A 23,363-nucleotide genomic window follows, 5' to 3' on the forward strand; every position below is an offset into this window, starting at 1 on the left:
TCGGCTGGCACAAGTGGAAGCTGGGCTGGCTGGACGCCGCCCAGGTGCACTGCGCGTCGGCGCGGGGCACGCGGGAGTACACGCTCACCCCGCTGGCCCGCGCGGGCGGCACCAAGCTGGTCTTCGTCCCCCTGGACGCCCGCTCGGGCTACGCCGTCGAACTGCGCACCCGCGAGGGCAACGACGAGTCGGTGTGCCGGCCGGGCGTCCTGATCTACAAGGTCGACGCCGACGTGGACACCGGCATGGGCCCGGTCGAGGTGTACGACTCCCGCCGGGACAGCGGCGGCTGCACCCGCAGCCCCAACGTCCACGCCGAACTCTCGGACGCGACGTTCACCCCCGGCGAGACGTTCGAGGACCCGCGCCACGGGGTGAAGGTGACGGTGGCGGGCGCGGACCTGAAGGGCGACCACCGGGTACGGGTGACGCGACGCTGAGAGCGGACGCCGGGGAGCGCCGTACGGCGGGCGGCATACGGTAGGCCTGCCCAGACCGCCGTACCGGAGACCCGATGCCCGCCAGGACCACGAACGCCACGCACGGCACCCCCGCCGCCGACCCGGCCGGACCGGCCGAGCCGGCGGAGGCGGTCACCCCCCTGCTGCGCGGAATCGCCGTGCTGCGCGAGCTCACCGAGGCGGACGGCACCCTCAGCCTCAGCGCCCTGGAACGCGCCACCGGCCTCGCCCGCTCCACCGTCGACCGCGTCACCGCCACCCTGGCCCGCATGGACTACGTCCGCCTGGACGGCCGCGACGTGACCCTCGCCCCCCGCCTGGCCGAACTGGGCAACGCCTACCTGGCCGCCCTGCGCCTGCCGGCCCTCCTCTCCCGGCGGGCCGACGCCCTCGCCGACGAACTGGACGAGTCGGTCTCCCTGGCCGTCGCCGACCGCGACGCCATCCGCTTCATCCACCAGGCCACCCGCCGCCGGGCGATGTCCCTCAGCTTCCGCATCGGCGACCTGCTCCCGGCCGAACGCACCGCGCCGGGCCCCCTGTTCGCGACGGAATGGACGTCCGCCGACTGGCACCACTGGCACACCCGCCGCGCGAGCGACCCGCACGACACCGCCTTCTCGGCGGTCCCGCCCCTCCCCCACCCCACCCCCGACGAGGACTTCACCCGCCGTACGGCCCGGGCGGCGGCCGACGGCTGGGCGCTGGACGACCAGTTGATCGAACCGGGCCTGGTCGCGGTCTCGGCACCGGTACGGGACCCCCGTACCGGCCGGGTGGCCTGTGTGGCGAGCGTGGTCAGCCACACCAGCCGGCACACCGCCGCGGGCCTGCGCGACGACCTGCTGCCGGCCCTGCTGTCGGCGGTGTCGTCGATGGAGGACACCCTGCGCACGGCCCCGCCGCCGGAGCCGGGCCCGGTCCCGGCCGGCCTGGCGGTATGGACCGGCGCGTCCAAGCAGGAACTGGGCCGAGGCTTCGTGGAGTCCCTGGCCCGCGGCCTGACCGTGCTGACCGCGTTCGGCGAGGGCCGCTCCGCCCTGACCCTCACGGACGTGGCGAAGGCGACGGGCCTGTCCCGGGCGACGGCCCGCCGCGCACTGATCACGCACGAGTACGCGGGCCTGATCACCCCCTCGTCGGCCACGGACCGCACCTTCACCCTCACCCCCCGAACCCTCTCCCTCGGCTTCCCTCCCCTCTCCCGCCTCTCCCTCCCCCAGATCGCCCGGCCGCACCTGGAGGCGCTCGCCGCCCGCGTCCACGAGTCGACGTCGATGGCCGTCCTGTCCGACTCCGGTGAGGAGATCCAGTACACGGCCCGCGCCGCCACCAGCCGCGTCCTGAGCGCCCACATCACCGTCGGCACCCGCCTCCCGGCCCCCGCGACCGCCCTCGGCCGCGTCCTCCTCGCCGACGCCCCCCAGGGCTACGCCCTGACCGACGGCGAGTTGGAAGCGGGCCTGCGCTCCCTCGCGGTACCGGTGCGCGACCGCGCCGGCCACATGGTCGCCGCGATCGACGTCACCCTCCACGCGGCCCGCGGCACCCCCGAGTCCTGCGTCGAGGAACTCCTGCCCGCCCTGCGTGAGACGGCCACCGCGATCGAGGCCGACCTGCGGGCGGCGGGCCGCTTCCGATCGGTGCCCCCGGTCTGACCCTGCGCCGCACCACAGAGCCCCTGCCCTGGGCCCGCCCCCATCCGATACCCTGTCCTGGGCTGCCTACAGCGGCAGCCCTGGCCTTCGTAGCTCAGGGGATAGAGCACCGCTCTCCTAAAGCGGGTGTCGCAGGTTCGAATCCTGCCGGGGGCACAGACTGCACAGCAGGTCAGAAGGGGTAAAGCCCCTCGTTCTATTCGAACGGGGGGCTTTCCCATGATCGGGTGCCACACGGAATCCACATCGCCCAGCGATCTTGCGTGCGGTTCACCCATACGGGTGACTGGACTCCGTGCAGGCGCCACGTAGAGCGTCGCACGACGTACCGCGTCTACGGGTGCCGGTGCGAGGCGTGCCGGGCGCGGCGGACACTGCGGACGTGGCGGCGTATTGGGGCCCGGCGCCGCGAGCGCGCTGCGAAGGGCGGTGCGAAGTGACCTATGACGGTCAGTTTCCGTCAGCTGCTATGACGCCTCTCCAACAGCAGCACCGACGGTGCCGACAGATACCGCTAGAACCGCAGGGATTGCGTTCCTCCGGGATCGGGATCGAAAGGACGCACGAGGCTTTCCCTGATCACGCTGTCGCTGGCGCGCAGAACCGCCGTCAGTTCTTCTTGCAGCTCGCGCGGGAGAATCCCTGCGCCGAGGGCGCAGGCGCGCACCAGCGCGCGGCAGTCCTGTGCCTGCGGGTCCGTGGCGATCTCGGTGAACAGAGGGTGAGCCAAGTTCTCGCGGGCCGCGTAGCCGTCTGCGGAGTCCGTCGTCCTGCGGTGGAGGTTCTCGACGATGCGGTGCGCGGTGAGCACCTCGGCGGAACCGATCGCGTCGAGGACCGTTAGTCCGAGCCGGGTATCGAAGACGGTCATCCCAGGTTCGGTCTTCCGTCCGAGGCAGGCCGTCACCACGTCCGCCAGATGGCCGTCGATCGGCTGCCCGGCGTCGCGGCGGCATAGAACGGTCAGGCATGCCGTGACTGCTTGCTCCCACGCATCGCCGGGCACCGTGTCGGCAAGGAGGACAGCGGCCCACGCGGTGTCACCCGCGACAAGGGCGGCAAGTACGGCGACCTGCCGACCGTCGAGCATCCGCTTTCCGATGCCATGGTGGGCTCCGATGTGCGCCAGCGCCTCGGCCCAACGCCCCTCGGTGGTGAGGGCGCGCGTGCCGTCTGCGAGGAGGACGCGCCACAGCCACGCGCGAACCTCCTGGCGATCACCGCTGGTCGCGGTGAGGTCCGCAGGTACGGTGACGCCCTCGAACCGGGCCGCTGTGCCCGTCTCGACGGCCTTGTACAGGTTGAGGAGTCGCTGACGGCCCTCATCGGCGCGGCCGGCGCGGATCTGGAGGCGAGCGAGATTGACGACCGGTTCCAGTCCTCGAATCGCACTCATGCCAGGCAGGGGGCAGGCGCGGAGGTATGCGGCGGCGTGCTGGTGGCACATCTCGCGGGCGAGGTCGGGGAGGTCGAGGTCGGAGGCGATGAGCGCGGCCTGGTTGTAAACGGCCGACGCGGCCCCCTGGTCGGTCTCTTTCACCGCGGTGTCGGCGAGGTCGACGAGTGCGCGTACGCGTTCAGGCAGAGGAAGACAGGCGGGGCGGAAGCGGGCGACGAGCGGGAAACGCCGGGCTGTGGGGCCGTGTGGGTCCATGGAACCCCCAACTGGAGAGTGAGGACTGTTGAGGCGACGGTGCCCGCCAGCCGTTTGCCGACGAGCACCGTCCGCTACGCGTGCGGCGCTATCGCCAGTCGACGACGATGCGGTTCAGCGGTGTGTCGAGGGCGAAGAGACCGGGGCGCCGCTCGATCTCAGGGGCGTCGAGGGACTGGATCTCGAATGTGGCCTCACGGCCTCGGTACTCCCTGTCCCAGGTACGGATCGTGTCGGCGACCTTCGCGGCCAGTTCGTCGCTGCCGGGGCCATGGCCGATGACGCCGAACTCCCAGAGCTTGTGGCCCTCGGGGGTCCTCTCCTTGGACAGGCGCCGGGCGAGGTAGGTGACGGCACCCTTGTCGACGGTCACGGTGGACGAGGGGTAGGGGTCCTCGGTGAGCAGAGTGCCCTTGGCGCTCTGGGGGAACAGCATCCGGATCAGGCCGGAGGGCAGGGAGCAGGTGAGGAACAGTTCCATCCACTCCGGCGACTCCATGGCGCGGACCGCCATACCGGTCCACTCCTCGGCGCGCGGCTGGTCGAGTACGCCAGCGAGGGCGTCGGCGTCGATGGTGAGCCCGGCAGGGGCCTGAAGCCGTACGGTGCCGTCCGTGCTGAGGGGGATCACTCGGCGGTCGTCGTCGGCGATGCCCCGCCGAAGCGGCATGAAGGTGTTCATCTCGCTGCCGAGGGACACCCACCGGCCGTCGCGCTGCTCGTAGGCGATGGACCGGGAGACGGTGCCCTTGAGGCGCTGGGGGACGAGGAGCCGGCCGCCGGGTGCGAGTTGTTGCAGCCAGGCGTGCGGTACGCCGTGCGCGCCGACGGTGGCGATGATCCTGTCGTACGGCGCTGCCTCGGCGTAGCCGAGTGCTCCGTCGCGGGTCACTGCCTGGACGTTGGTGATCCCGGCGGCGGCGAGGTGCGCACGGGCTCCTTCCACGAGGTCGTCGTCGACGTCGAGGGTGGTCACGTGTCCGCTCTCGCCGACCAGGTGGGCGAGCAGGCCGGCGTTGTAGCCAGTGCCGGCGCCGAGTTCGAGGATGCGCTCGCCGGGCTGGGCGTCGAGCTGGTCCAGCATGAGGGCGACGACGCCCGGCTGGGAGGCGCAGGAGATGGACGTGCCGTCGGTGTCGTACTTGATGTGTACGGGTGCGTTGGCGTAGGCGTCTTCGAATGACGCGTCGGGCACGAACACGTGGCGGGGCACCGTCCGCAACGCGGTCTCGACGGCGGGCGTGCGGGCGTGTCCGTCCGCGCGAAGCTGGTCGACCAGGGCGTTGCGGAGGCGCTCGGCGTCCGCCGTGGGGGTGGTGGTCGTGTCGGTGTTCACCGCGCTGACGCTATCGATGTCGGCCGGTGCGTCGGCGGGCGACTCGGTGTGGTCACTCGTTCCCATGACTGCCTCTCGTGCGATGTGGGACAGGGTGCTCTGGTCGTCCCGGAGGAGACCGGCGCGGTTGGCGTGGAAGATCACGTGGTGGGCGATGACGGCTCGCAGGCCGCGGGTGAGGGCGCCGCGGGCTGCGAGGTCGGCGAGCGTGGCACCGGCCCGTTCGAAGGCGGTCGCCCATTCCTCGTGAGCGTGGAGTGGGCCACCCGGGCGACAGAGGCTGTGGGCGTCGGCGGTCATGAGCTTGTGCATGGCCGGAGCCAATTCGACGGCTCGTTCGGGCGGTTGTGGAGCGATGGCCGGTCGAAGGGCCGCGACCTTCGCCCATACGTCGCCCTGTTCGAACCAGTCGAGTCCGGCGCCGCGCATCATGACGCTCGTCAGCAGGACGGCGGTCTCCCGGCGTCCCAGGTGCATCGGGCTCGGCTGGTAGGTGAGCAAGTGGCGGGAATCGCTGTGGAAGAGTTCGTGGGCTGTGTCCATGGCCTCCGGGCCGCCGAACGTGGCGGTCTCGGGCTCGTAGACGCAGGGCAGGCACGACACGGCCACGCCGTCGCCGACTAGATCGCTCAAGAGCGACTCAATGGCTGGTGAGGGCTTGTCCGCGAGGTAACGCAGCGGCCAGGGCTGCTTGTTCATGAACCACCAGTCGGTGAGCTGCCCGCCGGCCTCCGCCTCGATCAGGGTGGGGCCGAGGCGTTCGGCCATGGTGCGCTGGGCAATCTCGCGGTCAACGAAGGTGATGTTGTGCTGCTGCCAGCGGTCGGGAGGCATTGAGGTCCTTCGGTCGGTGGATCAGGCGATGAGGAGGCATGCGTCCCAGGCGGACCGGGGTGGTGCGGCGGTGCTGGGCGCGAGGAGCGCCAGGGCTATGCCGACGGCGCCGTCGAGTAGGCCGGGGCCGCTTTCCTCGTCCTGGATGAGCGCCATGGCCGTGAGTTCGGGGTCGGTGCCCGGTGGGATGACCGCAGCCAGGAGGGCCGGGATCGCGGCGCGGAGTTTCTCCGCGGTCGAGGGGCGGGCGTCGTCGGCCGTACGCGCGGCGACGTGGGCGAGGCCGGCGAACCCGTGGCAGAGGCCGTTGTCCGTCGTGGCCTTCAGCTGCTCGGGGTCGGTAAGGGCGGCCACGAGTGCGTTCTCCGCAGCAATCTGGCGGCGGGTGTCGCCGAGGGCAAGCGCGGCAAGTTGCTCGGCGCGGGCGAGGCCGGCGGTGCCGTAGCACCAGGATGGCCGCCGGGGCGCGGACGGGGCGAGACGCCCGCTTCGCAGCTCGCCCTGAGTGACCCAGTACGGCCAGACCGGTCCGCCGTCGGCCTCCTCCTTCCAGCGGTCCAGCCAGGCCAGGATGGTGTGTAGTGCTGCGTGGTGCCCATCGGTGACGGAGCCGTTCCGGGCGGCGTGGGCCAGGAGCGCGAGCACGCCGCCGATGCCGTGCGCCATACCGGTGTTGGCGTGCCCGCCGGGGAATCGGTCGTCCGGGCTGCCCGAGGGCCCGGTCTTCGACCACCAGCCCGGCAGGCTCTCGCCATGGTGGGTGATCGGTTCGGTGAGGCGCACGCAGTAGTCGAGAACGGCGAGCATCGTGGAGCTGCCGGGTTTTCGGCGCAGTAGATAGGCGCCGTATCCGGTGAGGCCCCGGATGGCGTCGAACTCGGCGAGCTGCGGCAGGCGTCCGGCGTCGATGCGGCGATGTGCGGCGTCGAGACGGCGCTCGACGTCGACCGCGATCTGGGCGTCTATCGCGTCGAGGGCGCGCTGGTAGGAGCCGGGAAGGTGATCGGCCGCACAGGACAGGGCGTGGGCGAAGGCGGGCACTCCGTAGAACGGGTGGCTGTCCGGGCCGCTGGTGAGCGGCTGTCGGGAGGCGGCGGCGAGCCAGTCGTGGGCGCGGTGCCACGGTGCGAGGCCGTTCGCGGCAAGCTCGATGTGCAGGAGCGCGATGCCGGGTGGCCCGTAAGCAAGATGCTGCCGGTCCGAGCACAGCGTCCTGGAGCCGTGAGGCATGGTCCCGGGGTCGGCGAGCCGGGCGACGATGGCGTCGACCAGGCCGAGCGTGGGGTGCGCGTTCACGAGGCCCTCCCCTTGGTGCGGGCGGTCCAGGCCAGGGCGGCGGCGCGCGCCAGGTAGAGGCACACCTCTTCCTCCGGGAAGTTCACGGCGACGTGGCGCACGAAGTGGACGTGCAGCAGGGATGTCAGGACGTCGTCGACGGCGATGCCCTGGGTGTCCGGGCCGGGCAGGTGCGGCCGGTACGTGGCGAGTGCCGCTTCCCGGTCGACCCATCCGGACACGATGGCGTCTCCGCCCGGGACACTGCGCAAGGCCGACCAGTCGTCGCTCGGGTCGGCGAGCCGCACGGCCTCGGTGAACTGCGGGCGCGGAACGGGCATGGGTGCGGTCGGCGAGACATGGTCGATCAGCCACCGCATCCCAGCCTCGGTGGTGCCGAGGAACGCGGAGGCGATGGCGACCGTGTGGGCCGCCACCAGCGTGCGCTGACTGGGGCGCTGTGGCTGCGCGAGCTGGGCCAGGACGGCGCGCGAGTCCGCCCGGAACACCTCCTCGGCCGCCTCCCATGCGGCGCCGGAGCCCCAGCGCCCCATCTCGCGGTAGGAGGTGGGATAGCGCAGATCGGCCAGCAGGCCGATGCTTCGTAGCTCGTCGGCCCAGGCGCTCACCGTTCGGGCCGTGTCGGCGAAGGCTTGCGCGTCGGGGAGGGCGATGCGTACGCGGAGGTGCTGGTCCGGGTCGCGGAAGCGGATGAACCACCACGGCGGGTTGCCAAGCCGTTCGAGGAGGTCGGGCAAGTGCCGGGAGACCAAGACGTCTTGGCGGCGGGGGTCGGCGTACAGGGCGGCCAGAAGAACCGAGGAAGCGGCAGGCGTCTGCATCTGGGTCGCAGACAGGGCACGGGCCCGGCTGGGGGCCGGCAGTGGCGGCCATACCGACGGCCCGGTTGCTTTGAGGGGCACCACGACCTCGTGGGCTCGCCCACCGCACCAGCCATACGCCTCCGGTTCCGGGGCCTCGACGAGCACGGCCAGGCGCGAATGGTCGAGGTGCCGACGCAGGAGTGCACGGGGGCCGGCCTCGTCGAGGTCGAGGAAGAGGCACCGGTCGCCTTCTACTAGGTAGACGCGGCGCGGCAGCCTCCGCCGGGCACGCCAGTCGCTGAGCGCGGCGTCCCACTCGGCCCGAAGGCGGGCTTGGCCGGGCAGTTCGGACGCTTCCAGCCGCCAGCGCGCCGGGGCCAGCACGGTCCGGCCGTACCGCAGACGTGGAAGGAACGGCATCGCCGCTGCAGCGCCCCAGTCGAAGACTGTGACCTGCGCGCACTGGGCGCGGGACAGTTCGGTGAGCAACCGCACGAGCGGCGGGGTGTGGGTGCGCAGGTTCAGCGCGTGCATTCCAACGGCCTCCACGCGGTGGCCCCGCTCGGGGACGGCGAGGTACATGCGGCGGCCGTCGCACCCCACAGCCAAGTCCTCCGGGGTGAGGACGGTGTCCTGCGGGGTGCGGTGCTCCTGAAGGCTGATCACGGTGGGGAGAACCTGTGGGGAGCGGGTGACGTGGGCGCTCTCGGGGAGAAGGGGCGGGAAAGAGAGCTGTGCGGGCATGGTGTTGCCGTCTGCGGCCGGGAGGTCGGCAAGCTCGGCGGCCAAAGCCTCCCGATCGGCGGGGGCCAGGACGCTGAGGAACCGGCCCGTGGAAACGCCGACACCACGGGACACGCTCACGACCTCCAGCCGGAACCGCCCGCGCTGCAACTCCTCCAGGCTGACCGCATGCACCCGCACCCCGATCTCCAAGTGCGGCGGCAGCCGAGGCTCGTCAGGCCCCACCTCCAGGGCCTCGATCTGTTCGTCCGTGAGGAGCACTTCGTCACGGCCGTCGAGCGCAGCGGCCTGGGCCAGCCGTATAAGGACGTCATCCCGAGCGGAGCCGCGGGGCCTGCGTGGGCTGGCCGGAGCGCCTGGGTAGCCGTCGGGATAGCCGGTGCCGCTGTCCTCGACGACTTCCGCGAGCGGGACCATCGTGCCGATGCCGTACCGCTCGTAGAACCGCTGGTGGTACTCGTTCCAGGCGGCGGTCCCGTACGGGCGGCTGCTCAAGCGGGTCAGGATGAGAGCGGCGCGCTCGATCTCTCGGGCGACCGCTTCCGGCAGAACGATCTGCGCGTCCAGGCGGAGGTCGAGCGCGACGGGGTGGCGACGCAGGCCCGGGACGAGGTCTCGCATCCTCGCCGCGACGCTCTCCCGGCCGCCGTGCGTGGCGCACATCTCCAGGCCCGCCCGGACCTCGCGGAGTTCGCGTACGGTCTCCGCGACCGGGGCGAGACTTCCAGCGTCGATCGCGTCGAGCTGCCCCACCAGATACCCGAGGGCATCGGTCTCGGTGCTCGGAGTGTGCAGGCACGTGATCAGTACCCGCCGCCGGATCAGCTCCGCCAGCAGTTGACGTGCCTTCTTGGGGCCGGCCTCGGGAAACTCCGCCCCCAGCCCGTCCACGAGGGTGCCGAACCGGATCGGCAGTCGGGCTGCGGCAAGGACCGCGCGCACCGGCCTGCTCAGGTCCAGAGACGCCTCGACCGCACGGGGCCGGTCGTCCTGGACGTCGGGCTGGAACGGCACGACGAGCCGGTCCCCCCTGCGCCTCACGGTGTTGTTGACGACGACGGGCAGCCGTTCGAGGAGGTCCGGGCACGATTCCAACCATGCGACCAGGGCCGCCAGCCACTCTGCCCCCGCGCGGCCGACGGCCACGTGCTTCTCTCCCCAGTCGACCCGCGCCTGCGGGCCGAACTCCGCGGTGGCCACGCCGGCGAACAGGCCGAAGGGTGTCGCCCGGTGCTGGGCCCGCAGCAGGTAGCGGGCCACGGACAGCGTCGCGCGCTGCACATCCCGGGGAGCGGGGTGATCGGCCGCACACAGGGCCCGTACCTGCGCGGCCAGGACTGGGCTGGAGTGCTGGAGTGCCTCGGTGAAGTCCTTGTCCGCGCAGACCGCGCGGAGCCATGCCATGCGGGCGGACGCACCACCGGGCGAGCGATCACCGAGGTCAGGGCATGGAGGAATCGGCACCGAGGGCCGGGTCACGGCGCGCACGAGAGAGGTGGAACCGGCGCGGAACGCCGCGGGCGGAGCAACCACCAAGTACCTCCGAGGGTGAAAGGGCGGTCGGCCGGTGCCGCCGCGCGGTGACGCGGCGGCACCGGTCGCGATCGCCTGGGGTTCAGGTCAGGCGACGTTGGTGGTGCAGGCGCCACAGGTGGACCCGCAGTTGTCGTCGGTCAGGTTGACCAGGCCGGCCGGGTCGGCGATCTCGACGAGAGAGACGTCCAGGTCGAAGCCGTCCGACGCTCCCGGGATCTGCGGGCGTGCTTCTGTGCGGCTGGGAACTACGGTGCTGCGCGTCATGCTAAAACTCCTTGTCGTAGTTGTGGTGTTACTGGGCTGGACCGCCCACCAGGTGCCGCCCCGGGAGCGTCACCAGAAGGCTGCTCCGGGACGGCTTCCGGCCACCCGGCACGACGGGACGTGCTCCGCTCAGGAAAGTCCTCGCGGGCCGCCTGTCTCACGCCGGGAAGTCGCGTGCCGTGAGTCCGATCAAGCGGATGCCGGCCGCCGCTCCATGGAAGGCCTTCCCCTTACTCAGCTGGTCGGGCTGATCGATCTGGCGGCCTGGCAGTTGGGAGCGCAGGCCCAGAGCTGGAACGGCAGGCCCCGATGGCGTATCTCGCCCAGCCGTCGACCGCGCGCTCCCAGCGGCCAGGCGCAGAGGGCGCAGTCCATGGCCGTTTGCTGGCGAGGCCGGAATCGAGCGAGATCCTGAAGGGGCGAGGGCGCCGTTGCCGGGATGCTCACTCGCCGTCCCCGGTACGGAGTTCCGCCCATACCTCTTTGCCCCAGGGACGCCCGCCCGAGCCGTACAGGTCATAGCCCCAGCGGTCGGCGACCGCATCGACGAGGAGCAGTCCGCGGCCCGACTCGTCGTCGTCAGCCGCCTGACCGAGAATGGGCAGACGTGCAGGTTCCCGGTCCACGACCCCGACACGCAGTCGTGTCGCGTCCGGTAGCGCAATCGTGAGGCGGATCTCGGAACACAGGGTGTGCCTGGAGGCGTTCGCGACCAGCTCCGTGACGATCAGCGTGGCTCGGTCGGCGAGGTTGTCGAGGTGCCACACACCGAGGACGTCTCGGACGAGGTCACGACCGATCTCGGCCGTGGACGGCTTGCACGGGAAGGTCTGGCTGTATGTCGGGTGGCCGACAGACAGGGCCGCTTCTGGTGTTCTCAGACTCGTCATTGGGGTGGAGCCTTCGTGTCGTCTCGGCGCCCGGCCCTCCCCCACGAAGGACTTCAGGGGCAGGCCGGGCCGTCAACAGCCGCCCGAACGGTGGGGCGCAGTGGGCGACCGGCACCCAGATAACTCCCTTTCGCCGCAGGTTGGTTAGGACTTTCAGGTGTTCAGCCGACGGACCGACCTAGGGCGTTTTGACCTCTCCTTTACCTGGCGAGTGGGCATCGCGCGGGCTACCGTGCCCGCATGGACACCACCCGCAACACCGTTCTTGAGGCGTGGATGACCGAGCACGGCTACAGCTCCAACAGCCTCGCCGAGGCCGTGAACAGGGCCATTGAACGGTTGACCGGGCGCCCTGGAGGACTCGACGGCTCATCGGTCCGAGCGTGGAAAGCAGGCCGGGTCACGTGGCCGAAGTCAGCCGCCCGCGCAGCACTTGCGGACGTCACCGGACTACCCGTCGTCGCTTTAGGGTTCGTGCCACGGAGCCGGCCTTCGTCCACTCCGGCCCCACCGCAGCAGGAGGACCCCGACATGAAGCGCCGCACCCTCGTCGGCGGCATCGCGGCGGCTGCCGCAGCAGCAGCCGCACCCGGCACCGCATCGCCGCGCCGCATCGGCATGAGCGATGTCAACCGGCTCAACAAGCGCTTCGCCGAGATCATCGCCAGCGACCACCGCCACGGCGGACAACTCGGCATCGAGCAGCGGGCCGCCGCTCTCGCCGACGAGGCCCTCAACCTCCAGAACGCGGGCAGCGCCACCCAGCGAGTACGCAGCAACCTCTACGCCTCCGCAGCCGCCTTCCGCTCCTCCGCGATGTGGGCGGCCATCGACGGCCGACGCTACGACGTCGCCAAGGCCCACATGCGCGAGGCCCAGGCCCTCGCCGAGATGTCCGGTGACCAGGCGATCAAGTTCCGTATCTGGAGCCACGCGGGCACCATGTACCGGCACATGGGCCGCCCGGCCGACGCGTTCGCCGCCAACGATGTCGCCCGCAACCTGCACCTCACCCGCCGAGACCCCCTCTTTGCCTCCCTCGGCCTGGCCCGCCAAGGCGCCATCCACGGCGCGGCGCAGGACCGCACAGGTACCCGCCGGGCCTTCGAGCAGGCCCAGGACGCCATGATGCGCGCCGACCCCGCCGGCTATCGGCCGGTGTGGATGCTCGCCTTCTACGACCAGGCCGAACTGGACTCCCTGGCCCTCTCCGCACACTTGGCGCTCGGCGACTACTCGACCGCCGAGTACCACGCCCACCGCTGCCTGTCCGCCCTCCGGCCCCACATGATCCGCTCCCGGGCCATCACCACCACCCGGCTCGCCCACGCCCAGCTCGCCCAAGGCGCCCCCGACGCCGCCACGGCCACCGCGATGAAGGTATCCGCCGAAGCCGCCACCCAGCACGCCCGGGTCACGCGCATGCTGCAAGAGTTCGGAGCCGCACTCCGCGCCACCGCGCCAGGCAGCTCCACCGTGCAAACCTGGACCGAGCACACCGCCACCTGGAGGATGGCCGCATGACCACGGCGCCCGCCATCGAACTACGCACCTTCAGCACCCTCGACACCGCCCGCGGCGACCTCCTCGACGTGTACGCCGAAGTGCGCGCTCCGCTCCTCCACCTGCCGAACTACGCAGTCACTGCGTTCGGCGAACGCCTGGACCGACACGGCACCGAGCCGGGCTTCACGGCGGTCCTGGCGTACGCGGGTGAACACCCGGTCGGCTACGCCTACAGCAACACCATCAAGCACGGCGACCGGTACTGGCAGCGCACCAGCCCTACGCCGGCTGAGAAGTACACCGCGCGCCCGGCTGTGGCCCTGAAAGAGATCGGTGTCCGACCAGCCTGGCGAAAGACCGGCACCGCCCGCCGCATCCACGACACCCTCCTCGCCACATGCGACGAACCGCTCGTCACCCTCATGGTCAACGCGGCTGCCGGCGACGGAAAGGTCCACGCCCTCTACAAGTCTTGGGGATACGAGGACATCGGACAGAGCCAGCCGTCACCGGCTTCACCGGTTCTCACCGTAATGATCCGTGCTATCCGCTGACCACCCTGTTCCGGGCACTACCGTGCTGATTCCGGTCGAGGAGGCGGACGGGTGGGCGAAGGCCAGGCCGGACGTTGGCTTAGCGGGCTACCTGGTGACGGACCGGCCTACCACGGACAGGCCGAAAGGCACGGCTGCCCGCGGTCGATGAAGGAGTTGGCGGGACAGGCTCCCTCCCCGCGGTCGCTGTAGAGCCGCTCTTCACCTACCCCGGCAACCGACCCCGTCCGATAGCGTCCCCCCGGAGCCCCGGAGCCCCGGAGCCCCGGAGCGGCCGGTATGGCCGTCACTGACCGATCCTGCTTACCGTTCCACGCATGACTCCGATCAGTCCCGCGAACCCGATGACTCCCGAAGTCGCCCAGGCGTTGCTTGCCATGCTCCCCGCAGGCGTCGAGGTGGAGCGAGGCATGAGCGAGCGGGAACTTGATCGCGTGGAGGAGCGCTGGGGATTCCGTTTCGCTCCGGAACACCGCGTGCTGCTGGGCGCGGGGCTGCCGGTGGGGAGCAGCGGTTGGCCTGATTGGCGGGGCGGCGAGGCGGACGACCTGGCGGAGCGGTTGGCCTGGCCGGTGGACGGAGTGCTGTTCGACGTGGAGCACAACGTCTTCTGGCATCCGGACTGGGGGCCGCGGCCGGCGACCGCTCAGAACGCCTTGGAAGTGGCTCGCACGTACTTGGCCAAGGTTCCGGTCATGGTGCCGATCTACTCTCACCGGTACCTGCTGGCCGATCCCGATCGCACCGGAACGCCTGTGCTGTCGATGCACCAGACGGACATCATTTACTACGGCACCGATCTGGTCGACTACTTCCACCACGAGTTCGGTCGCCTGTGCCGACGCCCGAGGGGCACCAGTACGCCACGGTCCCCTTCTGGTCCTACTTCCTGGAATGAACGGCCCCCTGGTTCGGGACCAGGAGGTCGCGTGCCACAGCCGTGCCAGATCCAGGGGCTGATCGGCGCTGACGGTGTCCCGTTCACAGAAACCGCGTGGCTGCCGAGGTCGCGGTGGCGATATCGTCCGGTTCCCTGCCTGCCGTACCAGCGGCCCGTCGTTCGGAAAGCGATGCACAATGAGCAGTCGGCCAGCTACGACAACCCTGTGGCGCCCCACCGGTCCGAAGGAGCTGGGCCTGGTCCGGGAGCTGCACTGGCGTGCGTGGCCGCCCCGGCTGCCCGAGCAGCCGATCTTCTACCCGGTCCTCGACGAGGACTACGCGATCAGGATCGCGCGGGACTGGAACGTGAAGCACGATGGTGCCGGCTTCGTCACTCGTTTCGAGGTCGAGTCGGAGTTCCTGAGCCGGTATCCCGTCCGACAGGCCGGCGGGCGGACGATCCTCGAGTACTGGGTTCCGGCCGAGGAACTGGACGACTTCAACGCCCACATCGTCGGGGAGATCCAGGTGGTCCACGAGTTCCGCTGAGGCGCCAGAGCACGGGACTCGGTAGCCTCGGCGAACCGCTCGCGGGGCAGAAGCGCCGGTCAGACCGGGCCCCGCTATATGTCACCCGCCGCGATGGAATGTGCCGCGTCGCCGACCTTGGTCCAGGAGAGGCCGGAGCCGTTGTAGCGGTAGACGGCGTTCCGGCTCGGGGTCAGCCCGTAGACCGTGTCGGTGGCGACGGCGAACGAGGCACCGGCACTTCCGGTGTGCCGCCAGCTGTCGGGGGTGCCCAGGTAGGTGTACAGGTCACCGGAGCTGGGGTTCGTGGCGACGAGCCCTCGTCCCCAGTCCCCGGTGTAGATCTGGCCCGCGGGGCCGCCGATCCTGGTCCACGAGGTGCCCGAACCGTCGTACCGGTACACGGCGTTCCGGGTCGGGGTCAGCCCGTAGACCGTGTCGGTGGCGACGGCGAACGAAGCGCCCGCACTCCCGATGCGCTGCCAGCTGTCGGGGGTGCCCAGGTAGCGGTACAGGTCACCGGAGCTGGGATTCGTGGCGACGAGCCCCCAGGCACCCGCGTAGAGCTGGCCCGCGGGGCCGCCGATCCTGGTCCAGGACGTTCCCGACCCGTCGTACCGGTACACGGCATTCCGGCTCGGAGTGAGCCCGTACACGGTGTCGGCGGCGACGGCGAACGAAGCGCCCGCGCTCCCGATGCGCTGCCAACTGTCGGGGGTACCGAGATAGCGGTACAGGTCACCGGAGCTGGGATTCGTGGCGACGAGCCCCCAGGCACCCGCGTAGAGCTGGCCCGCGGGGCCGCCGATCCTGGTCCAGGAGGTACCCGACCCGTCGTACCGGTACACGGCATCCCTGCTCGGAGTCAGTGCGCAGATGGGCTTGGTCACCTTCGTCCGGGCCCGGATCACCTGACGGCACACCTGGCAGAACGGGACGCTCAACTCCCGCATCTTGCAGTTGTGTTCGGGACGGAAGCACCGGCAGTGGTAGTAGTGCGCGCCCTCGAAGCAGCCGACCGTCCCGGCGGGAACCGTGCTGGGCCGGGTATCGACCGTCGCGCAGTTCGGGTTGGACATGGTGGGCAGGGCTGTGGTCGGGGCTACCGCCCAGCCCCACTCCAGTGTGGCGCGGTCGGTGTTCAGCGTGACGTTCGGCTCGGCCGGCTCTCCGGGCGGGTGGTGGTCGTGGCCGGTCTCGTTGCCGCCGGCGTAGTACGCGTACTCGTCGGCCAGTCCGTACGCCGTGTGGCCGAGTTCGTGAATGGCGATCTCGGTCGCCCCGCTCGCCAGGGAGTACGTGCCGATGGAGCCGCCGCTGCCGCCGTAGACCGTGGAGTTCACCACGACGATCGCGACGGAGAACTCCGGGACTTGAGCGGCGGCGGTCTGGAGCACCGTCGAGCTGTTGCAGACCAGCAGTCGTCTGATGCCGTTGGCGCCGAACGTGGAGTCGAAGTACGTGCGGGCCGTCGCGCCGGTGCCGCCGGCACTCGCCGGGTCGTCGGCGCCCGAGTCGGTGGACGTGACGTTGACCCGCCAGATGTTGATCGACCGGCCGATCTTGTCGTACGGCGCGGTGGTGGTCAGCGCGCTGACGAAGTCGGTGCAGGCGGTGTTGAAAGCGGCCTGCTGAGCGGCGGTGAAGCCGTCGCCGAGCAGCACGATCGTGAACGCCCGGTTGCGGGGTGCTGTTCCGTGTATCTGGGTGCGGCCCTGGACGGAGCCGTCGGAGGTGGTCATCACGGTCCCCTATCGCTCGAGCCGGAAGGTCGCGAGGTCGACGTCCCGCGCCGCTCCGGCGGCCCTGGCGGCTTCGGCGGCTTCGGGCGGTGCCTCACGTGGCGCGGGCGCGACGCGGACCACGGCCACCTGGACGGCCTCGGCCGGTGCGGGAACGACCACGGTGAACGCGCCGCGCGCCTCCACGTCCACCCGGGTGATCGGCTCCGTGTGGTTCTCCGGGAAGACCTCGGCGCTCTCCCGGAAGGCGCCACGCGCGGGGACGCGGGCAAGGCGCTGCCCGTAGTCGTCCCGCATCTCCACGAAGTCGCCGGGACGCGCCTCGGCGCCGGTGTCGACGCTGCTGATGACCATGTCGACCGGCTGCTGGGACACGAGACGCACCGAATCACCCTCGTACTCGAAAATGAGACGGATCGCCTGGGCACGGGGGGCTTGCTGCGGGTTGGTCATGATCAGTCCTCCTCGGAGGAGCGTGGTGCCGCGCCTCCGCACGCCAGGGGTCCCGCGAGGCCGATCGCGCGCGTGTACGGCGGGGGCCGGGTACCGGAGTTGCTCCGCCCCGTCCGGCAAGGCCTCACGTGACGGGGTGCTCGGCCGGTCCGAGAGGAGTGTCAGCGCGGCGCGGAGCGATACGGGCCGCCGCCCGCCCTGCCCCGGTCGAGGACCGGCAGTAAGCCGCAGTCCCGGAAAAGAATATGTGCTGATCGGACACCTAATTCTATCCGTGAACGCGTACCCGCGCCTTTCGCCACCGGTCCGGGGGGACTGTACGGGTGCCGGGCGCGTCGCCCGGCGGCTCCGGGTCCACGTGCGGAGGCGTTCCTGTTCGAGGGCGTCGCCGACGCGCACCCGCTGCTCGACGGCGGTCACCTCCGGGACAAGCCCGTCCTCACCGTGTGATCCCGTCGTGGGGCGGGGGCAACCGGTCTCGCCTCTTCGGGCACCCGACGTGCCCCGTGGCTTGCTGACGTGGCGCCATCGCCGCGTTTAATGTCCGCGAGTGAGCCTGTGGACTTCCCTCGAGCCCGCCTCCGCGACTGTGGACCCGGGTGGTAGTACGACAGTACGGCTGCGGTTGCGCAACACCGGTGACGTGGTGGACGAGTACCGCTTCGAGGCGGTGGGCGCTCTCGCGCCCTGGACTGCCGTGGAGCCGCAGTCGCTGCGGCTGTATCCGGGGACGACGGGGACGGTGGAGCTGACCTTCTCCCCGCCGCGCACGCCGGACGCGACGGCGGGGCCGAATCCGTACGGGGTGCGGATCACGCCGACGGAGCACCCGGACGCGGTGACGGTTCCCGAGGGGAACCTCACCATCACCCCGTTCTCGGAGGTGCGGGTGGAGTTGGTGCCGCCGACGGTGAAGGGCCGGTTCCGGGGGAAGCCGCGGCTGGCCGTGGACAACCTCGGCAACACGAAGCTGACGGCGTCGTTGAGCGGCAGCGACAACGGTGACCAGTTGTCGTACGACATCCACCCGAGCAATGTGCAGATCGAGCCGGGCCGCGCGGCGTTCGTGAAGACGACGCTGAAACCGCGGCAGATCAGCTGGTTCGGGTCGTCGGAGCAGCGGCCCTACACCCTGGCGGTGCAGCGGTCGGGGGTGGCGCCGCTGGACGTCGAGGGCGTCTACGTGCAGCGGAGTTTCCTGCCGCGCTGGCTGGCGGGCTTCCTCAGCGTCTTCCTGGCGCTGGCGATCGCGTTCGTGATGATCTGGATCGCCTACAAGCCCCAGGTCCGCACCGCCGCCACCGAAGTGGCCCAGGACACCGCCATCAGTACGCTGCCGCCCGCCGATCCCTCAGCGACCGCCGAGGCGCCGAAGGCCCCGTCCGCCGAGGCCCTGGCACCCCCGGCCGCGACCGCGACGCAGGAGGCGGACGCGGGCGGCGACGGAGGCGGGTCGGGGTCCGGGGGCGGGGGCGGCGGTTCCGAGGCGGAGGAGACCGAGACGGAGGAGGAGACGGCGGCGACCGCCGTCCAGCAGCGGGCCGCGGACGATCCGGGTGGACAGCACATCTGCTACCGGGTCTACGTGCGGGGCAAGGGCTGGAGCGCCGCCGCGTGCGACTACGACGTGGCGGGCACCCCGGGCTCGGGAACGATCACGGCCGTCAACATCGCCGTGTACGGGACCAACGGCACCGGCGGCAACGACTTCGTCCCCAATCCCGGGTCGGCCGATGACACGGGGCACTACGACGGCCCGTGGACGACTGCCGCCGACGGCGAGGACCACTACGTCGGCAGTACCGCGGCGGACGCCCCGAACCTGCTGGGGTTCGGCATCAGCGTCGACGACGGCAACGACACCGTCTGCCAGACCTCCTACGTCCACGGCGCCACCTGGACCGACATGCACTGCGACAAACCCGGGACCGAGTCGGACAATCTCGGCTTCACCTACGTCGGCGCCTTCAACAACGACCAGTGGATCGAAGCGGTGAAGCTCCAGGTGTGATTTTCTGTACCCGCGAGAGGAGGGTTTGCCGAATTTCGCGGGCAGTTTTCATACGGCGGCGGACCGAGCGTAATTACTCATCACGCACGGTCCGCCGCGACGTGCTACTGTCGTTCTCAGTTGCAGTCGTGGTTCCCGAATTCCATGTGACGCCGGTGCTTTTTCCGGGCGGGGTGATCATTGCGGCGACGTGGTTTTCGCGCAGTGCGGATTCCGACCCACCCCTGAAGGAGTAACAACATGACTACTGGCACCGTGAAGTGGTTCAACGCGGAAAAGGGCTTCGGCTTCATCGAGCAGGACGGTGGCGGCGCCGACGTGTTCGCCCACTACTCGAACATCTCTGCCCAGGGCTTCCGCGAGCTGCTCGAGGGCCAGAAGGTGAGCTTCGACATCGCGCAGGGCCAGAAGGGCCCGACGGCCGAGAACATCGTCCTCGCCTGACGCTTGCGCGCATGTAGTACGCGCATTTCGTAGCTGGGGCCCGCATCCTTCGGGGTGCGGGCCCCAGCTGCATACGTTTTTCCTCATCCGTATTACGTCTGCATTCGGCTCGTTCTTGCAATTCTTGCTGCCAGTTTCCGAGGCCGTGCGGGAATTCCTTGATATGTGCCGCATACCGTCAAGGAAGGTTCCGCATGAACCGCACACGCCCCACCCACCGGTTCCGTTCGTCGGCCCCGAGCCGCCGGCCCGCCGCACGCCAGGGCGAGTTCGCGCTGCCCGAGACGACCACCCCGGCGCTGCCGGCCGCGGCGAGTTTCGCCGACCTCGACATGCCCGCCGGGCTGCTGGGCGCGCTCGGGTCGGAGGGCGTCACCGTGCCGTTCCCGATCCAGGCCGCGACGCTGCCGAACTCCCTCGCCGGGCGTGACGTACTCGGCCGCGGACGCACCGGCTCCGGCAAGACCCTCGCCTTCGGGCTGGCCCTGCTGGCCCGTACCGCCGGGCAGCGCGCCGAGGCCCGGCAGCCGCTGGGGCTGGTCCTGGTACCGACGCGGGAGCTGGCGCAGCAGGTCACCGACGCGCTCACGCCGTACGCCCGGGCGGTGCGGCTGCGGCTGGCCACCGTCGTGGGAGGGATGTCGATCGGCAGGCAGGCGAGCGCGCTGCGCGGCGGTGCCGAGATCGTCGTCGCCACGCCCGGACGCCTCAAGGACCTCATCGAGCGCGGCGACTGCCGGCTGGACCAGGTCGCCGTCACCGTCCTGGACGAGGCGGACCAGATGGCCGACATGGGCTTCATGCCCCAGGTCACCGCCCTGCTCGACCAGGTACGCCCGGACGGTCAGCGCATGCTGTTCTCCGCCACCCTCGACCGCAACGTCGACCTGCTCGTACGCCGTTACCTGAGCGATCCCGTCGTGCACTCCGTCGATCCGTCGGCCGGGGCGGTCACGACGATGGAGCACCACGTCCTGCATGTCCACGGCGCCGACAAGCACGCGGCCACCACCGAGATCGCCGCACGCGACGGCCGCGTGATCATGTTCCTGGACACCAAGCACGCCGTCGACCACCTCACCACGCACCTGCTGAACAGCGGGGTACGGGCCGCCGCCCTGCACGGCGGCAAGTCGCAGCCGCAGCGCACCCGTACGCTGGCGCAGTTCAAGACCGGGCACGTCACCGTGCTGGTGGCGACCAACGTCGCCGCACGCGGCATCCACGTCGACAGCCTCGACCTGGTGGTCAACGTCGACCCGCCGACCGACCACAAGGACTACCTGCACCGCGGCGGCCGTACGGCCCGGGCCGGTGAGTCCGGCAGTGTCGTCACCCTGGTCACCCCGCATCAGCGTCGCGCCATGAGCCGTCTGATGGCGACGGCCGGCATCGTTCCGCAGACCACCCAGGTCCGGGCCGGCGCGGAGGCCCTGCACCGGATCACCGGCGCCCAGGCGCCCTCCGGCGTCCCGGTCGTCATCAGCGCCCCGGCGGCACCCGAACGCCCCAAGCGCGGTTCCGGTTCACGCGGCCGGCGCCGCCCGGCTTCGGCGGCCCGGCGCGCGTCGTCCGCACGCCGGTCGGCTCCCGGCGCGGCGGCCTAGCATCGCTGTAGCGCTGTAGCGCTGTAGCGCCGTAGCGCTGTAGCGCTGTAGCGCCGTAACTCGGGAAGCTGATCATCTCTCCAGGAGGCACCTTTTGACGCTGGTCCAGACGCATCCCCGCACGCCGTGCGCCGACGCCGGGCGCCGGACGGCCGCCGATGCCATGGACGGGGCCGGGCCGCAGGTGTGGGACGACATGACCGTCGAGGTGGCCCTGTCCGTCATGGCCGCCGCCCGTACGGGGCACCTCGTCGTGCGGGACGAGGACGGCCGGTTCACGGACCTGGTCTCCCGGGCGCGGCTGACCGCCGTACGGGACGGCCGTGGCTACACGGACCGGGTCCGCCTGCGGGACGTCGTCGTCGAGGGCGCGCCCTTCGCCTCGCCGCTGAGCACCGTGGCCGAGGCCGAGCGGGCGATGCGGGACCGGCGGCTGGGAGCCCTGCCCGTGGTCGACGAAGACGGCAACGCCCTGGGCGTCCTCGCCCTCACCCGCTGAGGCCACTCGCCGCTGAGGCCGCTCGCCCGGGTGAGACACCCGGCCGGTCCCGCGTCAGGCGTCCGTCCTGCGGCCGGCTCCGGCCTCACCGCGTCGCAGTTCCTCGTTGATACGCCGGGCCTCTTCGAGCTGGTCCTCCAGGATGATGATGCGGCAGGCCGCCTCGATGGCGGTGCCCTGGTCGACCATCTCGCGGGCGCGCGCGGCGATGCGCAGCTGGTAGCGGGAGTAACGACGGTGCCCGCCCTCCGAGCGCAGCGGCGTGATCAGCCGGGCGTCGCCGAGGGCGCGCAGGAAGGCCGGCGTGGTGCCGAGCATCTCCGCCGCCCGTCCCATGGTGTAGGCGGGGTAGTCGTCGTCGTCGATTCGGTCGAGCGGTGTGTCTGCGGTCATCTGCACCTCTGAGGGACCTGTACGGGCGTTCGGTGGGGACATGCGTCGAGGGGCCTTGGTGCCGTACGGCACCAAGGCCCCGAGGGATTTGTAACACCACCGGCCGGGTTACTGCGGTACCGGCCTGCCTTTTGCGTGCGTGACCGTGGGACCACCTTCCGTTCCGGGGCCGGCTTCTCGGTAGTACTGCGGTCCTGCGTAGGTACTGCATGCGGGCAGTTCGTGTCTGCCACGCCTCCCTGACTTCTGGCTACAGCACATACGTTAACCCTGCGATCGACGAATGTCTACAGCGACCGATGCAGTTTTCCGGGCCCCGCTGATTGCTGATTCGGAAAAAATCCCGAATGATTCGGCGATCCGGGCAAGGGACTTGAGGGAAGAGTCGGTAGTGGATCAAGCTTCCTCCCTGCATGCCTCCGTCCACCCGCCCTCGACAGGCGCAGCCGGACACGCCCCTCGACGGCATCTCGAATGTTTCGACATCACTACCGAAACTATTGACAGTTGACGAGAGCACCTCAACACTGCCCGCCATGGACACCACACCCGCACACACGCCGCACCGCAGACACCGCTTCCGGTTGTTCGTCAGCGCCCTCTGTGCCGCCGTGCTGGCCGCCGTGGCCGCGCCCGGCACCGCGCACGCCGACACGGTCGTCACCACGAACCAGACCGGCACGAACAACGGGTACTACTACTCCTTCTGGACCGACGCCCAGGGCACCGTCTCCATGAACCTCGGCTCCGGCGGCAACTACAGCACCAGCTGGAGCAACACCGGCAACTTCGTCGCCGGGAAGGGGTGGAGCAACGGCGGGCGCAGGAGCGTGACCTACTCGGGCACCTTCAACCCCTCCGGCAACGCCTACCTGGCGCTCTACGGATGGACGTCGAACCCGCTCGTCGAGTACTACATCGTCGACAACTGGGGGACGTACCGGCCCACGGGGACCTTCATGGGGACCGTCAGCAGTGACGGCGGTACGTACGACATCTACAAGACGACGCGGTACAACGCCCCGTCCGTCGAGGGCACGCGCACCTTCGACCAGTACTGGAGCGTCCGGCAGTCCAAGCGGACCGGCGGGACCATCACCACCGGCAACCACTTCGACGCCTGGGCCCGGGCCGGCATGACGCTCGGCAGCTTCAACTACTACATGATCATGGCGACCGAGGGCTACCAGAGCAGCGGCAGCTCGAACATCACCGTGGGGGGAACGGGTTCGGGCGGCGGAGGCGGTGGCGGTGGGACCGGGTGCAGT

Annotated in this window: 18 protein-coding genes, 1 tRNA gene and 1 pseudogene; 11 read left to right on the plus strand and 9 right to left on the minus strand. The window is 70.5% G+C overall.

Translation table 11 applies throughout. The features are described 5' to 3' along the window. From J7I94_RS25880 to J7I94_RS25890, 3 genes and pseudogenes are all read left to right on the plus strand, one after another. Positions 1-440 (plus strand): annotated as a pseudogene (locus J7I94_RS25880) (M6 family metalloprotease domain-containing protein); the annotation flags it as partial. Positions 441-514: 74 nt separating this feature from the next. Further along, on the plus strand, positions 515-2,119 hold the full coding sequence (locus tag J7I94_RS25885) for an IclR family transcriptional regulator C-terminal domain-containing protein (protein WP_215170557.1): 1,605 nt from the start codon (positions 515-517) through the stop codon (positions 2,117-2,119). A gap of 83 nt (positions 2,120-2,202) precedes the next feature. Beyond that, a tRNA-Arg gene (locus J7I94_RS25890) sits at positions 2,203-2,275 on the plus strand. Positions 2,276-2,633: 358 nt separating this feature from the next. Here the strand turns inward: J7I94_RS25890 and J7I94_RS25895 are convergent. From J7I94_RS25895 to J7I94_RS25920, 6 genes are all read right to left on the minus strand, one after another. After that, complete coding sequence (locus tag J7I94_RS25895; RefSeq protein ID WP_215170559.1) at positions 2,634-3,773, minus strand: hypothetical protein; 1,140 nt, start codon at positions 3,771-3,773, stop codon at positions 2,634-2,636. 88 nt (positions 3,774-3,861) lie between these two features. Then, entirely contained in the window at positions 3,862-5,943 is a 2,082-nt protein-coding gene (fxlM, locus tag J7I94_RS25900) for a methyltransferase, FxLD system (RefSeq protein ID WP_215170560.1), read from the minus strand. Positions 5,944-5,964: 21 nt separating this feature from the next. Next, positions 5,965-7,239 carry a lanthionine synthetase C family protein gene (locus J7I94_RS25905; protein ID WP_215170562.1) on the minus strand — a complete coding sequence of 425 codons (1,275 nt, stop codon included), beginning with the start codon at positions 7,237-7,239 and terminating at the stop codon, positions 5,965-5,967. Beyond that, entirely contained in the window at positions 7,236-10,190 is a 2,955-nt protein-coding gene (locus J7I94_RS25910) for a lantibiotic dehydratase (RefSeq protein WP_215170564.1), read from the minus strand. Before J7I94_RS25910 ends, J7I94_RS25905 begins: the two co-directional genes overlap by 4 nt. Positions 10,191-10,406: 216 nt before the next feature. After that, positions 10,407-10,586, minus strand: a complete 180-nt coding sequence (locus J7I94_RS25915) for an FxLD family lanthipeptide (RefSeq protein ID WP_215170566.1) — start codon at positions 10,584-10,586, stop codon at positions 10,407-10,409. A gap of 443 nt (positions 10,587-11,029) precedes the next feature. Beyond that, a complete protein-coding gene (locus J7I94_RS25920; protein ID WP_215170568.1) occupies positions 11,030-11,476 on the minus strand; it encodes an ATP-binding protein in 447 nt (148 codons plus the stop codon). Positions 11,477-11,716: 240 nt separating this feature from the next. On the opposite strand from J7I94_RS25920, the gene J7I94_RS25925 reads away from it, so the two are divergent. From J7I94_RS25925 to J7I94_RS25935, 3 genes are all read left to right on the plus strand, one after another. Continuing rightward, positions 11,717-13,000, plus strand: a complete 1,284-nt coding sequence (locus J7I94_RS25925) for an XRE family transcriptional regulator (RefSeq protein ID WP_215170570.1) — start codon at positions 11,717-11,719, stop codon at positions 12,998-13,000. Next, positions 12,997-13,536, plus strand: a complete 540-nt coding sequence (locus J7I94_RS25930) for a GNAT family N-acetyltransferase (protein WP_215170572.1) — start codon at positions 12,997-12,999, stop codon at positions 13,534-13,536. The genes J7I94_RS25925 and J7I94_RS25930 overlap by 4 nt, the downstream gene beginning before the upstream one ends. A gap of 1,077 nt (positions 13,537-14,613) precedes the next feature. Next, positions 14,614-14,967: a hypothetical protein gene (locus J7I94_RS25935; protein WP_215170574.1), complete on the plus strand. Its 354-nt coding sequence runs from the start codon at positions 14,614-14,616 to the stop codon at positions 14,965-14,967. Positions 14,968-15,041: 74 nt separating this feature from the next. Here the strand turns inward: J7I94_RS25935 and J7I94_RS38595 are convergent, their stop codons facing one another. Together J7I94_RS38595 and J7I94_RS25945 are read right to left on the minus strand one after the other, a co-directional pair. Then, entirely contained in the window at positions 15,042-16,688 is a 1,647-nt protein-coding gene (locus J7I94_RS38595) for a M64 family metallopeptidase (RefSeq protein ID WP_251075751.1), read from the minus strand. Positions 16,689-16,697: 9 nt separating this feature from the next. After that, positions 16,698-17,141 (minus strand): hypothetical protein, encoded by a 444-nt coding sequence (locus tag J7I94_RS25945; protein ID WP_215170576.1) that lies wholly within the window; start codon positions 17,139-17,141, stop codon positions 16,698-16,700. Positions 17,142-17,691: 550 nt separating this feature from the next. On the opposite strand from J7I94_RS25945, the gene J7I94_RS25950 reads away from it, so the two are divergent. The 4 genes from J7I94_RS25950 to J7I94_RS25965 all read left to right on the plus strand — a co-directional run bounded on the left by J7I94_RS25950 (position 17,692) and on the right by J7I94_RS25965 (position 21,702). Next, positions 17,692-19,152 carry a hydrolase gene (locus tag J7I94_RS25950; protein ID WP_215170578.1) on the plus strand — a complete coding sequence of 487 codons (1,461 nt, stop codon included), beginning with the start codon at positions 17,692-17,694 and terminating at the stop codon, positions 19,150-19,152. Between the two features lie 240 nt (positions 19,153-19,392). Continuing rightward, a complete protein-coding gene (locus J7I94_RS25955) occupies positions 19,393-19,596 on the plus strand; it encodes a cold-shock protein (protein WP_215170580.1) in 204 nt (67 codons plus the stop codon). A gap of 194 nt (positions 19,597-19,790) precedes the next feature. Continuing rightward, positions 19,791-21,203 (plus strand): DEAD/DEAH box helicase, encoded by a 1,413-nt coding sequence (locus J7I94_RS25960; RefSeq protein ID WP_251075752.1) that lies wholly within the window; start codon positions 19,791-19,793, stop codon positions 21,201-21,203. 94 nt (positions 21,204-21,297) lie between these two features. Beyond that, positions 21,298-21,702: a CBS domain-containing protein gene (locus J7I94_RS25965; protein ID WP_215170582.1), complete on the plus strand. Its 405-nt coding sequence runs from the start codon at positions 21,298-21,300 to the stop codon at positions 21,700-21,702. 54 nt (positions 21,703-21,756) lie between these two features. On the opposite strand, the gene J7I94_RS25970 is transcribed toward J7I94_RS25965, so the two are convergent. Beyond that, positions 21,757-22,095 carry a MerR family transcriptional regulator gene (locus J7I94_RS25970; RefSeq protein ID WP_215170584.1) on the minus strand — a complete coding sequence of 113 codons (339 nt, stop codon included), beginning with the start codon at positions 22,093-22,095 and terminating at the stop codon, positions 21,757-21,759. A 536-nt stretch (positions 22,096-22,631) separates the two neighbouring features. Here J7I94_RS25970 and J7I94_RS25975 point away from each other — a divergent pair. Next, a partial coding sequence (locus J7I94_RS25975; protein ID WP_215170585.1) for a glycoside hydrolase family 11 protein occupies positions 22,632-23,363 on the plus strand: 732 nt, incomplete at its 3' end.

Origin of the sequence: Streptomyces sp. ISL-12 (genome assembly GCF_018614415.1) — a bacterium.
Taxonomy (GTDB): Bacteria; Actinomycetota; Actinomycetes; order Streptomycetales; family Streptomycetaceae; genus Streptomyces.